The following is a 15449-nucleotide window of genomic DNA, read 5'->3' on the forward strand; positions in this document are numbered from 1 at the left end:
ATCGCTGCGTGCGAACTCATTCGGCGGTCCACACCTTCAGGCTGCCAGCGTCGAGCACCTTGATCTGGTCTTCGACGGCTTGCAGCTTGTCGCGGCAGAACGTCAGCAAGGCCGCGCCGCGCTGGTAGCTGACCAGCAGCTGGTCGAGCGGCAACTGGCCCGATTCGAGCTCAGCTACCAACTGTTCGAGCTCCTGAACGCCGGCTTCGTAGGTTGCGGGCAACGCGATCGTGACTGGCTGGAGAGAGGGCACCTTGGGCATGCGGGAATCGATTGTTCGTGTGGAGAAGCTGGAAGATAGCCCGGTCGGGGTAAGGCATTTTAGGTCGGGGCACGATTTGGGGGCGGCAGGTACAATTGCGTCTCTGCCCGACGGTTTATCCGTTCATCTTTTTCTCTCCCTGTGGGGAGCTTGGTCAGGTCCCCCATGTCTGATTTAAGTCTTCAACTGCAGCAGGCCGCGAGCCCCCTTCACGTTTCTGCGTACTTCGACGAGGCGCTATACGCCCGCGAGCTGCAAACGTTGTTTGCCAAAGGCCCGCGCTACGTCGGCCATAGTCTGGCCGTGCCCGAACCGGGCAACTTCCATACGCTGCCCCAGGAGCACCACGGCCGCGCACTCGTGCATACGCCCAAGGGCATCGAGCTGATTTCGAACGTGTGCCGCCATCGGCAGGCGCTGATCCTGCAGGGCCGCGGCCAGCTCGCCACGCAAGCCGGCGGCAACATCGTTTGCCCGCTGCACCGCTGGACTTACGCCGCTGCAGACCCGCGAACCACCGGCACGCTGATCGGCGCGCCGCATTTCGACCAGGACCCCTGCCTGAACCTGCATAACTACCCACTGACCGAGTGGAACGGCCTGCTGTTCGAGCGCAATGCGAGCGCCGATGGCACGAGCCGCGACGTCGCTGCCGACATGGCCAGCCTGGGCCCGCGTGCCGACCTCGACTTCACCGGCTACGCGCTCGACCGGGTCGAACTGCACGAGTGCAACTACAACTGGAAGACCTTCATCGAGGTCTACCTCGAGGACTATCACGTGGGCCCGTTTCATCCGGGTCTCGGCAGCTTCGTCACCTGCGACGACCTGCGCTGGGAGTTCAACCGGCATTTCTCGGTGCAAACGGTGGGCGTCGCCAATCGGCTGGGCCGCGCGGGCAGCCCGGTCTATCAAAAATGGCAGGAGCAACTGCTGAAGTACCGTGAAGGCAAGCCGCCCAAGTACGGCGCGATCTGGCTCACCTACTACCCGCACGTGATGGTCGAGTGGTATCCGCATGTGTTGACGGTGTCGACGCTTCATCCGATCAGTCCGACGAAAACGCTCAACATGGTGGAGTTTTTCTACCCTGAAGAAATCGTCGCTTTCGAGCGCGAGTTCGTGGAAGCGCAACAGGCCGCCTACATGGAAACCTGCGTCGAAGACGACGAGATCGCCGAGCGCATGGATGCCGGGCGGCGCGCGCTCATGCTGCGTGGCGACGACGAGAGCGGGCCTTACCAGAGCCCGATGGAAGACGGCATGCAGCAGTTTCACGAGTGGTATCGGCGGGAGATGCACACCACGACGCAGCCGCGCTGATGCAGGCGCTATGGATGGTGCTGGCCTCGCTGCTGTTCGCCAGCATGGGCGTCTGCGTGAAGATCGCATCGGCCTGGTTCTCCAGCTCTGAACTGGTCTTCTATCGCGGCATGGTCGGCATCGTTTTTCTGGCGGCGATCGCCCGAAGCCGCGGCGTCTCGCTCGCGACGAAGTACCCGGGCATGCACGCATGGCGCAGCACGGTCGGCGTGCTCTCGCTTGGCGCCTGGTTCTACGCCATCGCCCACATGCCGCTCGCCACCGCGATGACGCTCAACTACATGAGCAGCATCTGGATAGCGGTGTTTCTGGTCGGGGGCGCACTGCTCGCCTGGGTGCCGGTGCCGGGTCGCGACGGCAGCCTGCCCAAGCCGCCACTACAGGGTCCGCTGGTGCTGGCCGTGATCGCCAGCTTCTGCGGCGTGGTGATGGTGCTGAAGCCTACCGTCGGCGACAACCAGGGCTTTGCCGGCTTGATGGGCTTGATGTCCGGGCTGACCGCCGCCTTCGCCTATATGCAGGTCGTCGCGCTCTCGCGCCTGGGCGAACCCGAGACCCGCACGGTGTTCTATTTCGCGGTCGGTTCTGCCGTGGTGGGTCTGGCGGCGGCGTTGACGACCGGCTTTTCGGCATGGAACTGGATGCACGCGATATGGCTGCTGCCGGTCGGCGTGCTGGCCTCGCTCGGACAACTCTGCATGACCCGCGCCTACGCCAGCGCCAAGACCGAAGGCGGTACGCTGACTGTCGCCAACCTGCAATATTCGGGCATCGTGTTTTCAGGCATCTACAGCGTGCTCGTGTTCGGGGACCGCATCGATGGCGCGGGCTGGGCCGGCATGGCGCTGATCGTGGCGAGCGGCATCGCAGCGACCGTGTTGCGGCAACGCTCGCTACCGAAGGCGCCGGCTGAAGAACACTGAAAACATCGAAGAAGTTGAAGAAGTTGAAGAAGAGCGAAAGACTTTTATGTACGCCACCCTGATCTCCGTCGAGCAAACGCAAGCACTGCAAAAAGCGGGCGCAGCGATGATGATTTTCGACTGCACCTTCGCGCTGATGCAACCCGAGGCAGGCGCTGTGGAGTACCGAGCCTCGCACATTCCCGGTGCGGTCTATGCCAACCTCGATAACGACCTGAGCGCACCGCACGGCGCCCCGAGCAGCGACGGCACCGTGCTGGTCGCTAACGACGAAGGCAAGCCGTCGTCGGGCGGGCGCCACCCTTTGCCGAGCCGCGAGAAATTCGTGTCCTGGTTGTCGAGCGTCGGCTTCCGCGACGACATGCAGGCTGTCGTGTACGACCGCAACGGTGCCAACTATTGCGGCCGCTTGTGGTGGATGCTGAAGTGGATCGGCCATGACGCCGTCGCGGTGCTCGACGGAGGCTTGCAGGCCTGGCAAGCCGAAGGCGGCGCGGTGACCGATCGCGAAGAGCCGGCACGTTTCCAGTCCAACTTTGTCGCGAGCGCGCCGCGCCTTGCGCTGGTCCAAACGGCTGACGTGGTGGCGCATCTCGGCGACGGATCGCGGACGTTGATCGATGCACGCGCCGGTGCCCGATATCGCGGCGAGGTCGAACCACTCGACCCGATTGCCGGCCATATCCCGGGCGCGTTGAACCGGCCTTTCAGCGACAACCTCGGCCCCGACGGCAAGTTCAAACAGGCGGCGCAGCTGCGGGCGGAATTCGAAGCGTTGCTTGCCGGCCGAGACGCCGCCACGGTCATTCACCATTGCGGCAGCGGCGTGAGCGCGCTGCCCAATTTGCTGGCGATGGAAATTGCCGGGCTGGGTCCGACCGGCCTGTATGCCGGCAGTTGGAGCGAATGGAGCAACACGCCGGGCCTGCCGACGCGCCAGGGCGCCGCGCCGTAAAGCTGTCTTGTCGACATTGAAACGGATTGCAAAGCCATTGAAAAGAAGGCGTCGAACGACAGGCGCCGCCGATACCCACTGTCACATCCTGCGTCGGCGAGCGCGCTACGGTGGACGTTGATTGGGGAGCACCTCGCTCTTCAGAAAGCGTTCCATGAACCAAACCCCTTCAGGCTTGACAAAAGGCTTCAAAAGCGCCAAGACCGCCATCGCAGCACTCTGCATTCCGGCGTTGATGCTGGCCGGATGCGACAAGATCGGCAGCACATCGGCACCGGCCGCCGCGCCCGTGGTTGCGGCCACGCCCGCGGTCGAAACGCCGGCACCGTCCATAGTTGCCCAGCCGGTTACCGCACCCGTAGCACCCGCCTACATGCCTCCCGGCGCCGAACAGCTGTATCAAATGGTCGCGCCCATCGCGCTGTATCCGGACAAGCTTGTCGCGCAGGTATTGGCCGGCTCGACCTACCCCGACCAGGTCACTGCGGCCGATGCGTGGATTGTGCAGAACGGTGGGTTGAAGGCCGGTCCGCTGGCCGATGCCGCCGAGCGGCAATCCTGGGACCCGAGCATCAAGTCGCTCACCGCATTCAAGCGCGTGCTCGACCAGATGGCGAAGAACCTGCCATGGACCACCGCCCTGGGACAGGCCTACTACAACGACCCGGACGACGTGATGAATGCGATCCAGGTCATGCGTCAGCGCGCATCGCGTGCAGGTCAACTAAGAAGCACGCCCAAGCTGCGCGTCGCGACGGCATCGGCGCCCACCAACTACACGCCCGACCCGAACGCCCCTGTTTATTACGCCGGACCGGCCGTCATCGAGCCGCCGCCGCAGTACATCACCATCGAGCCCGCGCAGCCCGACGTGGTCTTCGTGCCGAGCTACGACCCGGAAGTCATCTATGGCGAGCCGGTCGCGGCTTACCCAGGGTATGCCTACGCGCCGCCGGTGTACGTCGAACAGCGCGATGCTCGCTATTCGAATGGGCAGATCGCCGCGGCGGGTGCGGTGACTTTTGGCCTGGGTGTGGTAGTCGGCTCTGCGCTGGAGCGACACGGCTGGGGCTGGAACTCGTGGGGCATGAACTGGGGACGCCCTGACACCTACCGCGGTGGCAATCGACCGCAAGGCGTTCGCGGCTTCGACCGGCCGGCCGTGGTCTACAACCAGTCGACCTATATTCCGCGCGCCGAGTTCGCGGGCGGCAGCAGCGCACGCGGACCGCAGCAGATGCAGCTACAGCAGGCTCAACAAGCTCAAGCGCTCGCACAACAGCAGCAGCAGGTCCAGCAAGCCCAGCAGAATCAGCAAAGGGCCCAACAGCAGTTGCAGATTCAACAGGCGCAGCAAGCGCAACAGGCACAGGCACAGGCACAGGCACAGGCACAGGCACAGGCGCAGGCGCAGCAAGCACGAGGGCAGCAACAGCAACAAGCGATGCAAGCGCAAGCGCAGCAGCAAGCACAACAAGCGCAGCTTCGCCAACAGGAGCAGGTACGTCGACAGCAGACCCAGCAGGCGCAGGTGAATCAACAGCAAGCGCAGCAGGTCCAGCAGCAACAAGCTCAGCGGGCACAACAGGATCAGGCGAGGCGCGAACAAGGCCAGCAGCAGGCAGCACAGCAACAGCAGGAGCAGGCGCGCCGTCAACAGCAGCAAGGACAACAGGCGCAGCAACAACAACAACAACAACAACAGCGCCAACAGCAACAGCAACAGCAACAGCAACAGCAACAGCAACAGCAACAGGCTGCGCAAGAACAGTCACGCCGCCAGCAAGAACAAGGTCAGCGGGCGCAGCAGGTTCAGACTCAGCAAGCACAACAAGCGCAGGCTCAAGCTCAGGAACGGCAACAACAAGCTCAGGCGCAACAGCAACAGCAACAGCAACAGCAACAGCAACAGCAGGCGCAAGCCCAGGCCCGCCAGCAACAGGCGCAGGCTCAACAAGCACAGCAGGCTCAGGTGCAACAACAACAACAACAACAGCAGCAACAGCAACAAGCTCAGATGCAGCGACAGCAGCAGGCGCAACAACAGCAACAACAAGCCCAGCAGCAGCAGGCACAGCAGCAAGCGCAAGCTCAGCAACAACGCCGCGCGCAGGAGCAACAGGTACGTGCCGCAGGACGGCCTCCGGGTGGCCGCCCTGACGATCCGAATCGCTGACCGACAGTGCCATCGCTCGCAGAACCGCGTTTCGGCGGCAGCGCGCTAGCGATGCAGGTCGGGCCGAAACGAGCGCGGCAAGCCGATGGCATCTCGCTACCGCGCTAACTCGCCGCAGCACCTCAGGGCCGCAGGGGCGCACGCGTTCCGGCCGCACGCCCACGCCGACGACGTATGCCGGGATCACCTGCAAGATCGGAAGGTGCCGAAGCAGCCGCACCGGCCATGGCAGAGGGTGCAGGCCATTGCTCTCGGCACAACATCAGCCGCTGCGCCGGCACGGCTCTTGCCCAATTCGTCGAGCGTTTGCAGTATCCCAAGACCGCCTGGTTCGGTGCGTTGACGGCGCCGTGCCTTTGTGGCCGAAGGCACCGGTCGCTCAGTCCGGCGCGTTCAGCACCCGATCGCTCTCTTCGTCCGAGGGCACGTTGTCGGCGTCGAGCCCGCTCGCCTCGCTCAGGTCGAGGCCCGTCTCTTCTTCAAGCTCGTCCATGCCTTCGTTCTCCGGCGAATCGAATTCCTCTCCGAGCAACGGTGCATCTTTGGGGATGTCGGTGGGTTCGCCAGAGCGGCGGGTGGGGTCCACGTTGGGCATGTTCGGCTCTCCTTTGACTGCGGCTTCAGAAATCGAAGCACGTGGGCGCATAGTGCACCCGCCGGCCGACTTTGGCGATTCAGCCGCGGGGAAGAATCGATGTCGGAAAAGGCCGTGCGAGTGCGATGTCATCGGGCATCAGGAACCGCACCGCACCCTGTTCATGGCCATGCGCCTGGTGATCGCCATGACCCGCATGCTCGCCGTGCGCCAGTCGGCTCACGAGCGTTACCAGCACGATCCCCGCCACCAGCCACACGATTTGCGCCGCCGTCTGGCGCGCCGGCAAGCGCCGCTGCAATTGCGGAATCAAATCGGCCAGCGCGACGTAGACGAAGCTGCTGCCGGCCAGCACCAGAAAGTACGGCAGCCACGCGTGAAGCTGGTCGACCAGCCACCAGCCGGCGATGCCACCGAGCGCGGTCATGGTGCCGGCGAGCGACACCTTGAGGAGCGCAGCACGCGGGTTGGGCGAACTCTGCCGCAACACGACCAGGTCGCCGATGTGGTGCGGCACTTCGTGCGCCAGCACCGCCACTGCGGCCACCAGACCCAGCTTCAAGTCCGCGGTGAACGCCGAGGCGATCAGGATGCCGTCGCCGAAGCAGTGCACGCTGTCGCCCGTGAGCACGGCCCAGCCGCCGGCCTTGGAAGGACGTCCGTGGTCGTGCGTGTCGTCGTGCCCATGCGAATGTTCATGACTTTGATCGCCGTGATGATGGACGTTCGCATCCGCCTGGTGATGCTCGTGCCCGTGGTGCCACAGCTCCGCCTTGTCGAGCAGAAAGAAAAACACGAGCCCGAACAGCAGCACCGCGAACAGCACCGCCGGCTCGATGCCGCTTTCGAAGGCCTCGGGCAGCAGGTGCATGAAGGCGGTCGCGAGCAGCGCGCCGGCGGCAAGACTCAACAGGTGCTGCGGATTGACGCCGCCGGCGTCGCGCCGCACGCCGACGCGCATCAGCAAAGCGGCCAGCCAGACGCTGCCGATGCCGGAAACCAGCGTCGCCGCGATGATTGCAATCAGGTTCATGGCTCTTCTAAAAATAAAAAAAGCCGCCCCGAGGGACGGCTTCGATAGTCGATCGGACCGAAAAGTCGACGGCGTCAGGTCACGCCGTGCGCCTTGAACCGCGCCACGTCGCGCTTCCATCGGCTTTCCGCCGGCCCTGCATATAAATCGGCCGGTATGCCGCATGAACCGCGTGGCCGGCTTCCGGGAACACGACAAATTCGGAAGTTTTGGCTCCCGCAGTTCCAGTCGCCGAAGCAGCTTTCATCTTATCAATGCTGTCAAGCGGGATGCCGCGTACTTGCCACCATGTAGGCCGAGCAACCGCGCGCTCAAGGTCGCGGCGATGTCGATCGATCAATGCACCTTGCATCAATGCGCCTTGTCCCAGTTCGACCCGAAGCCGATTTCCGCCAGCAGCGGCACCTTGAGCACCGCGACCCCCGCCATGATCTTCGGCACCTCGGTGCGTACCCAATCGACCTCTGCCTCCGGCACTTCGAACACCAGCTCGTCGTGCACCTGCATGATCATCTTCGTCGCACGCTCCTCGGCGTCGAGCACGCGCTGCACCTCGACCATGCTGAGCTTGATCAGGTCGGCCGCCGTGCCCTGCATCGGCGCGTTGATGGCAGCACGTTCAGCCCCGCCTCGGCGCGGGCCGTTCGGCGAGTTGATTTCCGGCAGGTACAGGCGCCGACCGAACACGGTCTCGACGTAGCCTTGCGCCTTGGCTGTGAGCTTGGTCTCGTCCATGTACGCCTTCACACCCGGATAGCGCGCAAAGTAGCGCTCGATGTACGAGGCTGCTGCCTTGGTCTCGATGCCCAGATTGCGCGCCAGACCGAAGCTGCTCATGCCGTAGATGAGGCCGAAGTTGATGACCTTGGCATAGCGGCGCTGCTCACTCGACACCTGCTCGGGCGTGCCGCCGAAGACTTCGGCGGCGGTGGCGCGGTGCACGTCGATGCCGTCGGTAAAGGCGCGCAGCAGCGACTCGTCGCTGCTCAGGTGCGCCATGATGCGCAGCTCGATTTGCGAGTAGTCGGCGCTGGCGATCACGCTGCCGACCGGCGCCACAAAGGCTTCGCGCACGCGCCGGCCCTCGGCGGTTTTGACGGGGATGTTCTGCAGGTTCGGATCGTTGCTGCTGAGGCGACCCGTCACGGCCACGGCCTGCGCATAGTGCGTGTGGACGCGGCCGGTGCGCGGGTTGGCGAGTTGGCCGAGCTTGTCGGTGTAGGTGCCCTTGAGTTTGGACAGGCCGCGATGCTCCAGAATCTTGGCCGGCAGCGGAAAGTCTTCGGCGAGTTTTTCGAGCACCTCTTCATCGGTGCTGGGCGCGCCACTCGGTGTCTTTTTGACGACCGGCAGGCCGAGCTTGGTGAAGAAGATTTCAGCGATCTGCTTCGGCGAGCCGAGATTGAAGGGCTGGCCCGCGAGTTCATAAGCTTCGGTTTCGAGCGCCATGATGCGCAAGCCGAGTTCGTGGCTTTGCGTGGCCAGCATCGGCGCGTCGATCAGCACGCCGGTGCGCTCGATGCGGTAGAGCGATTCGCTGCTGCGCATTTCCAGCTCATAGATGAAGCGCAGTTTGGCATCGGCTTCGAGCAGCGGCCACAGCACGCGGTGCACATCGAGCGTCTGGTCCGAGTCTTCGCACGAATATTCGGCGGCCTTGGCGATGTCGACCTGGCTGAACGAAATCTGATGCGCGCCCTTGCCGCACAGGTCTTCGTAGTCGATTCCGCTGCGGCCCAGGTGGCGCTCGGCCAGGCTGGCCAAGCCGTGCGGCCGATGCACTTCGAGCACGTAGCTTTGCAGCATGGTGTCGTGCGCGTAGCCCTGCACTTCGATGCCGTGGTTGGCGAAAACATGGCGGTCGTATTTGACGTGCTGGCCGAGCTTCTGTTTAGCGCCGTTTTCAAGCCAGGGCTTGAGGCGCGCCAGCACCTCGTCGCGCGGCAGTTGCGCCGGTGCGTCGGGGTAGTTGTGGGCCAGCGGAATGTAGGCGGCCTCGCCGGGCTTGACGCTGAAACTGACGCCGACAATTTCGGCGCGCATCGCGTCGAGCGAGGTGGTTTCGGTGTCTACCGCGACCAGTTCGGCGGCTTCGACGCGCGCCAGCCAGCTGTCGAAAAGTTCCCAACTCAGGATCGTGTCGTAGGCCAGGTTGCTGACCGGTTCGGCCAGCGCGTTGGCGTCGAGCACGGAACTTTCCCCCGATGCTTGTCCCTCTGCAAACAGGTCGCCGTTGTTGCTTTCAGCAATGCTTTTACCGCCCTTGCGCTGCTTGTTTTCAGCGATCAGTTCGGGTGGCACGGCATGCGTTTCCAGCGTCCTGACCAAGCCCTTGAAGCCGTACTTTTCGTAGAAGGTCTTGAGGCCGTCGACCTGCTGCTCGCCGATGGCGATGCTGGCCAACGACGGCAGGCCGGTGACGTGGCCGTCCAGATCGCAATCGGTACGGATGGTCACCAACCGCTTGCCCTGCGGCAGCCAGTCGAGCGCCTTGCGCAGGTTCTCGCCGGCCTGCCCCTTGATCTCGTCGGCATGCACCAGCAGTTCATCGAGCGAGCCGTACTGCATCAGCCATTTGGCGGCGGTCTTGGGTCCGACCTTGTCGACGCCGGGCACGTTGTCGACCGTGTCGCCTACCAGCGTCTGATAGTCCACCATCAGGTGCGGCGGCACGCCGAACTCGGCCGTCACCCCGGCCACGTCGCGCTTCTTGCCGTTCATGGTGTCGATGATGGTCACGTGCTCGTCGACCAGTTGACTCATGTCCTTGTCGCCACTCGACACGATCACCTCGATCGACTGCCGCGCCGCCGTGCGGGCCAGCGTGCCGATAACGTCGTCAGCCTCGACATCGGGCACGGTGAGTACCGCCCAGCCCAACAGCTGCACGACCTCGTGGATGGCCGGCACCTGACTGCGCAAATCGTCCGGCATCGGGGAGCGATGCGCTTTGTAGTCGGGGTACCAGTCGTCGCGGAACGTCTTGCCGGGCGCGTCGAACACGCAGGCGGCGTAGTCCGCGCGCACCTCGCGCCGGAGTGCCTGCATCATGTTGATCATTCCGCGGATGGCCCCGGTGGCCGGACTGGTCGGGTCGCCCGGCACGGCGCGCAAGTCCGGCATGGCGTGGAAGGCGCGGTACAAATAGCTCGAACCATCGACGAGCAGCAGCGTTTTCTTGTCTGTCATCTCACCATTTTGCCGCGTGCGGCGGACGCATCGACGAGGCCCAGGTTTGGCATCGGCCGATGTCACCTGCTTACAACTGGGGGGGCACACGCCACCTACAATCACATACATGTTCTCCACCGATTCCTCCTTCGCCCGCCGCGCCGTCGCCCTCGTGCTCTGCGCAGTGCCGTTCGGCCTGGCGACCATGGCGGTGGCGCAAACCCCGGCAGCCGCTGCACCTGCGACACCCGCCGCCCCCGACGCCGCGCAAAGCCAGGAGCAGTCCTCGCCTCGGCAGAACCAGAAGATCGAGAACATCCACGTCGAAGACAGCAGCGCCACGGTCGACGAGGTGCGCTATGGCGGCCGCACGCAGAGCATCAATGTCAAGCCCAAGTCGAACATGCCGGGCTACGAGGTGCTGCAACCTGGAACCGGTGGATCCGGCCCCGGCAACAACGACGCGAGCAACACCAACGGCAACGGGCCGCGCGTCTGGAACGTCCTCAAGTTCTGAACGCCTGGCGCCGTGGCGGTCTTTACTGAAGTCGGATTCGACCCCGCGGACGAGCTTGTCCGGCGCTTAGGGCTCGGTGCCTTGCGCGAGCTGCGCGGCATCGAAGGCGGCATCGAGAACACCAACTACTTCGCGACCACTGAACAGGGCGAATACGTCCTCACGGTGTTCGAGCGGCTCGGTTTTCAGCAGTTGCCGTATTACCTTTGCCTTATGAAGCATCTGGCCGAGCGCAGCATTCCGGTGCCGGCGCCTGCTGCCGATCCGACTGTGGTGTCCGGCGCCATTGGAGTCGTTGCTGCACTCGGTGCACAAGCCAAGACCCAGGCGTTGAAAGTGCCATCGATCGCACCCTGCGCGCTGCTGCACACCCTGAACGGCAAGCCCGCCGCCGTGGTGCAACGACTGGCCGGCAAGAGCGAACTCGCGCCCACGGCGGCCCACTGCGCCGAGTTGGGCCGCATGCTGGCGCGAATGCACCTGGCCGGACGCGATTTCGACCGCCTGCAGCCCAATCTGCGTGGCCTCGCCTGGTGGAACGACACGGCGCCTGTGGTGCTGCCGTACCTCGAAGCCTCTCAGGCCGCATTGCTGCGCGGCGAACTCGCGTACCAGAACCATGTGGCCGAGTCGTCGGGCTACGCCGCTTTGCCACGCGGACCGGTGCACGCCGACTTGTTCCGCGACAACGCGATGTTCGCTACCGGGGTCGATGGCGAATTCAGCGACGGCCAAAGCAGCGCACCACGCCTGACGGGCATTTTCGATTTCTACTTCGCCGGCACCGACACCTGGCTGTTCGACCTGGCCGTGTGCCTGAACGACTGGGCGATCGACCTCCCCACCGGCGAGCACGATGCGTCGCGGGCCGATGCGCTGTTGGCCGCGTATGCCACCGTACGGCCGCTCACCGGCCCGGAGCGCGCGTTGTTGCCCGCCCTGCTGCGCGCGGCCGCCCTGCGCTTCTGGATATCGCGGCTGTGGGACTACCACCTGCCGCGCGAAGCCAGCATGCTCAAGCCGCACGACCCGACCCACTTCGAGCGGGTGCTGCGCCAGCGCGCGCGGCATCCCGACGCGCTGCAAATGCCGATATCTGCAGCAGACCCGACACCGGCTCTTATTCCGATCTTCACTTCGGTGGAAGCGCCCGCGACGGCACAAACCGCCGCAGCTATTGCCTGACCTCGAAACAATGAAACTTCACATCGTGCCGGCCCGCACCGGCGCCGAATGGGTCAAGCTCGGCCTCCGGACTTTCTGGCGGCAACCGCTGGCCTTCGTCTCTCTTTTCTTCCTCTTCATGGCGGCGATTTCGGCCGTTTCCCAGGTGCCGCTGCTTGGCAGCTTGCTTGCGCCCGTGCTGCTGCCCTTCATGACGCTGGGGCTGATGGTCGCGACTTCTGTCGCGTACATCAACGACACGCAGAAGCCGACCGCGCCTGCCATGTTCATCGCGGCCTTCGCTGCGATGCGCAGCAAGTGGCGTCCGATGCTGGTGCTCGGCGTGATCTCGGCGGCGTATTTCGTGGCGGCCGTGTTGCTGTCCATCCTGGTCGACGGCGGCCAATTGGCCAGGGTCTACCTGCTCGACGCCGACATCACACCCGAGGCTGCCGCAAGCGCCCAGTTCCAGACAGCGCGCGTGCTGGTGATGTGCCTCAACCTGCCACTCTCGCTTGCGATGTGGCACGCACCGGCGCTGGTGCATTGGCACAGCGTCGAACCGGTCAAGAGCCTGTTCTTCAGCCTGGTCGCGCTGTTTCGCAACTTCAGCGCTTATGCGATGTTCTGCCTGGCATGGTTCGGCGTGTTCCTCATCGGCGGCATCGTGCTCGGCTTGATGGCAACGCTGCTGGTCGCGCTCGGTGGCATGGGAATGGGCGAAGGCGCCTCGGCCGTCGGCGGCGCGATGATGGTCGGCAGTGCGCTGATCCTGGCGGCGATGTCGCTCAGCTCGACGTGGTTCACTTTCAGGGACAGCTTCGATACCGACTGAACGCGGCTACTTCGCCGCCGGCCCGGTGTCCGGCTCGATCCTGGGCTCTACGGCTTGCGCTTTGAGTCCGCTCAGCAGCGACCACGCCATCCCGCCCAGCAAGAGCAAACCGACACCGAGCGCACTCCATAGCCAGAGCTTGCGCGACAACGGTGCGGGCTCTACTTTCGATTCCGTCTCGACAACGGCAGGCATCGCGGGCACCGCCACTGCTGGGCCCAGTGCCAACGTCACGCTCGCTCCATCCAGCACCGGCGTGCGGCCAGGCTGGTAGCCCGGCATCAACTGCGCCAGTGGCAAGGAACCGGGCCCGTCAAGTGCAGCTTGTGCATTGGCGTTCCAGCCCAAGACGAAAGGCGGCTGGCCTTGCGCCAGGAACACGAGCGCGCGCGGACGTGCGCCGAAGAGCAACGACGGCGGGCTGGCGCCAAGGGCCGCTATCGGACCATCTGTGCGAAGGCGCAGCCGGGTGTGTACGCCACCGTCCATCGGGATGGCAGACGATCGCGCTTCGCCGGCTGGCTGATTAAGGCGGAACACCGTGGTGTCGGCCAGCAGCGTTTCGGTGGCAGCAGGCGCTTCACCGAAACGGCCCCTCGGCTCCCGCGACGCGTGCAGCCCATGTCGCAGCACAAAGAGCGCGTTGCGGGGACGAGCCCGCCGCTGGTCTACGGCTGAGCTCGGCTCCGCCACGCTCGACAGGCGAACCGGCGCCAGCGTGTTCGCCTGACCAAGCACGATGCGCAGACTCTGCAGAGGAAGGCCGTGCGGTGCTGGATAGTCGCAGAAATCGACGCCGCAGGCAGCAGGCCGGACCTCGTTCCCCCAGGCAATGGCAGGCACCGAGCGTTCCGGCTGCTGAACGCTATCGAGCCAGGCCGCACTCAGTTGCGGTGCCAGCGCAGGGTTCTGCCAACGCAGGCGCAAAAACCGCGTGCGAACCTGATCGAGCTCTACGGCGAGTCTTTCGATGGTCTGCTCGCCGTGGCGCAGTCGCACCAGTTGATCGTCGGCGCCGAGCCGATGCCACTGCCGCAGGTCGTCGCTGCCTTCGAGCGTGTACGGAAACAGCCCCATCGGGCCGGCCGCCAGCTCGAACCGGATCTGCACCAATGCGCCGGTGACCTGGCTGGCATCGATCACCCATTCGGCAACCGGGGCAGGCAGCGCAACAGCCTTAGCAGCCGACGGCGCGGCACCCACCCTGGCCAACGCGATCGAACCGTCGGGGCGCATCTTGAGCAAGAGCAATTCGTCGGCGGGCGCGGTGGATGTACCGCCCGAGGCACTTGTCGATGCGGACGGCAACGCGAACAGCGGCGCACGCGACGAAGCGGGTACGGCTTGCGCGGCTTCAGCCTCGCCATCAAGCCAGCCGAAGGGCGCCACCTGGCCGGCACCGTTGCGCACGCGCAGGTCGCGCAAATCGTCGAAGGCCGCGAGGCCATGCAGGGCAAGCGGCAGCTCGAGACGATAAAAAGGTCCGTTGCCATGCAGCGCGATCGGGCTCTGTGCATGCGCAGAGCTTGCGGTGGTCAGTGCCAGCGCAAGTGCCAATGGCAGCGCCAGGGCGAGCGATAGCGCGGCAGTGAAGCGTCGGGATTGAATCATGCCGGCACCTCGACCGGTGCGCTGCGCCGCAGCGTCGGCACCGGCGCGAAGTCGCCGACCAGCAGCAGCAAGGTGCCCACGCCGATGAACGAGACGATCCGAAACAAGCTGCCCTGATTCGCCAGCTCGACGAAGAACAGCTTGAATACCACCACCCCCAGTAACGCGACACCCGCCATCCAGACGATGCGCGTGCCCCGGCGGTTGCCTAGCACCATCGCGAGTACGCCGCAGATCGCCCAGGCGATCGACAACGCGGCTTGGGTCAGGGTCGACAGGTACAACGCGTTCAGGTTCCACGCGACATCGGCGTAGTGATGGCATGCGCGCAGCACCGCGCCGGTCAGCAAGGCCCACGCCGTGAGCGCGGCAACGCCCTTTGCCCACGGTGGTGGCAACCGCATGTCGGCACTGGCCGGCAGTGCCTTCCACCAGAGTACGAGCGCAGCCAACACCAGCCACTGCGCCATTTCGAGCGGGTTGAGCACTGGCACGAAGGGCAATGGCGCAGCGTCTCCCGCGCTCAGCACGTTGGTCGCCCAGCACCAGCAAAGCAGGCAGAGCGCCACCGGTTGCAGCGCGAATTCAAGGTAGACACTCCGGTATTCGGTGAGCGGCCAGCGCGACAGCAAAAGGCGAGAGCGCAACGCCCACAGCACGATGACCGGCACGAGCACCCAACCCAGCAGCGGCCATGCCGAATAGGCGTCGCCCAGATTGCCAAGTTGCCATTGGCACTCGCGCGCAGCCATCAGCAAGAAGAACCAGAGCCCCGATGGCGCCGAGCACGAGTGCCGCGCCCATAGATTGAAAAACCGCACCGGCCAACAGCCCGGCTAGCAAACCGACAAACCACATCCCTGAACCTCGCTCTTTTTCGGCGA

13 protein-coding genes and 1 pseudogene are annotated in these 15449 nt (G+C 64.7%); 7 read left to right on the forward strand and 7 right to left on the reverse strand.

The window, feature by feature from the left end; all coding sequences use genetic code 11:
- Positions 1-16: 16 nt before the first annotated feature.
- A complete protein-coding gene (gene xseB, locus RCH10_RS18095) occupies positions 17-262 on the reverse strand; it encodes an exodeoxyribonuclease VII small subunit (protein ID WP_187051022.1) in 246 nt (81 codons plus the stop codon).
- A gap of 165 nt (positions 263-427) precedes the next feature.
- Here xseB and RCH10_RS18100 point away from each other — a divergent pair, with 165 nt between their 5' ends.
- From RCH10_RS18100 to RCH10_RS18115, 4 genes are all read left to right on the forward strand, one after another.
- Complete coding sequence (locus tag RCH10_RS18100) at positions 428-1585, forward strand: aromatic ring-hydroxylating oxygenase subunit alpha (RefSeq protein ID WP_409053458.1); 1158 nt, start codon at positions 428-430, stop codon at positions 1583-1585.
- Positions 1585-2508, forward strand: coding sequence for a DMT family transporter (locus RCH10_RS18105; RefSeq protein WP_323500975.1), 924 nt, complete (start codon positions 1585-1587; stop codon positions 2506-2508). The genes RCH10_RS18100 and RCH10_RS18105 overlap by 1 nt, the downstream gene beginning before the upstream one ends.
- A gap of 46 nt (positions 2509-2554) precedes the next feature.
- Complete coding sequence (locus tag RCH10_RS18110) at positions 2555-3463, forward strand: sulfurtransferase (RefSeq protein WP_409053459.1); 909 nt, start codon at positions 2555-2557, stop codon at positions 3461-3463.
- Positions 3464-3617: 154 nt separating this feature from the next.
- On the forward strand, positions 3618-5639 hold the full coding sequence (locus RCH10_RS18115; protein WP_409053460.1) for a DUF3300 domain-containing protein: 2022 nt from the start codon (positions 3618-3620) through the stop codon (positions 5637-5639).
- A gap of 379 nt (positions 5640-6018) precedes the next feature.
- Here the strand turns inward: RCH10_RS18115 and RCH10_RS18120 are convergent, their stop codons facing one another.
- The 4 genes and pseudogenes from RCH10_RS18120 to polA all read right to left on the reverse strand — a co-directional run bounded on the left by RCH10_RS18120 (position 6019) and on the right by polA (position 10456).
- Positions 6019-6234: a hypothetical protein gene (locus RCH10_RS18120; RefSeq protein ID WP_187055154.1), complete on the reverse strand. Its 216-nt coding sequence runs from the start codon at positions 6232-6234 to the stop codon at positions 6019-6021.
- Between the two features lie 79 nt (positions 6235-6313).
- Positions 6314-7267: a ZIP family metal transporter gene (locus tag RCH10_RS18125; RefSeq protein WP_409053461.1), complete on the reverse strand. Its 954-nt coding sequence runs from the start codon at positions 7265-7267 to the stop codon at positions 6314-6316.
- Positions 7268-7341: 74 nt separating this feature from the next.
- Positions 7342-7600 (reverse strand): annotated as a pseudogene (locus tag RCH10_RS18130) (carboxymethylenebutenolidase); the annotation flags it as partial.
- A gap of 18 nt (positions 7601-7618) precedes the next feature.
- Positions 7619-10456: a DNA polymerase I gene (gene polA, locus RCH10_RS18135; protein WP_409053462.1), complete on the reverse strand. Its 2838-nt coding sequence runs from the start codon at positions 10454-10456 to the stop codon at positions 7619-7621.
- Between the two features lie 109 nt (positions 10457-10565).
- On the opposite strand from polA, the gene RCH10_RS18140 reads away from it, so the two are divergent.
- The 3 genes from RCH10_RS18140 to RCH10_RS18150 are packed head-to-tail and all read left to right on the forward strand — an operon-like array spanning position 10566 to position 12954.
- Positions 10566-10955, forward strand: coding sequence for a hypothetical protein (locus RCH10_RS18140; protein WP_323497435.1), 390 nt, complete (start codon positions 10566-10568; stop codon positions 10953-10955).
- Between the two features lie 12 nt (positions 10956-10967).
- Entirely contained in the window at positions 10968-12140 is a 1173-nt protein-coding gene (locus RCH10_RS18145) for a homoserine kinase (RefSeq protein WP_409053463.1), read from the forward strand.
- A 10-nt stretch (positions 12141-12150) separates the two neighbouring features.
- Positions 12151-12954: a BPSS1780 family membrane protein gene (locus RCH10_RS18150; protein WP_323497437.1), complete on the forward strand. Its 804-nt coding sequence runs from the start codon at positions 12151-12153 to the stop codon at positions 12952-12954.
- Between the two features lie 6 nt (positions 12955-12960).
- Here RCH10_RS18150 and RCH10_RS18155 read toward each other — a convergent pair whose 3' ends face one another.
- Both RCH10_RS18155 and RCH10_RS18160 read right to left on the reverse strand, forming a co-directional pair.
- On the reverse strand, positions 12961-14565 hold the full coding sequence (locus RCH10_RS18155; protein WP_409053464.1) for a DUF3999 family protein: 1605 nt from the start codon (positions 14563-14565) through the stop codon (positions 12961-12963).
- The gene (locus tag RCH10_RS18160) at positions 14562-15386 is read right to left on the reverse strand and encodes a DUF2339 domain-containing protein (protein ID WP_409053465.1); all 825 of its coding nucleotides are present in this window, start codon (positions 15384-15386) and stop codon (positions 14562-14564) included. The genes RCH10_RS18155 and RCH10_RS18160 overlap by 4 nt, the downstream gene beginning before the upstream one ends.
- Between the last annotated feature and the right edge of the window lie 63 nt (positions 15387-15449).

Source organism: Variovorax sp. GrIS 2.14 (genome assembly GCF_046115955.1).
In the GTDB taxonomy this organism is placed as follows: domain Bacteria; phylum Pseudomonadota; class Gammaproteobacteria; order Burkholderiales; family Burkholderiaceae_C; genus Variovorax.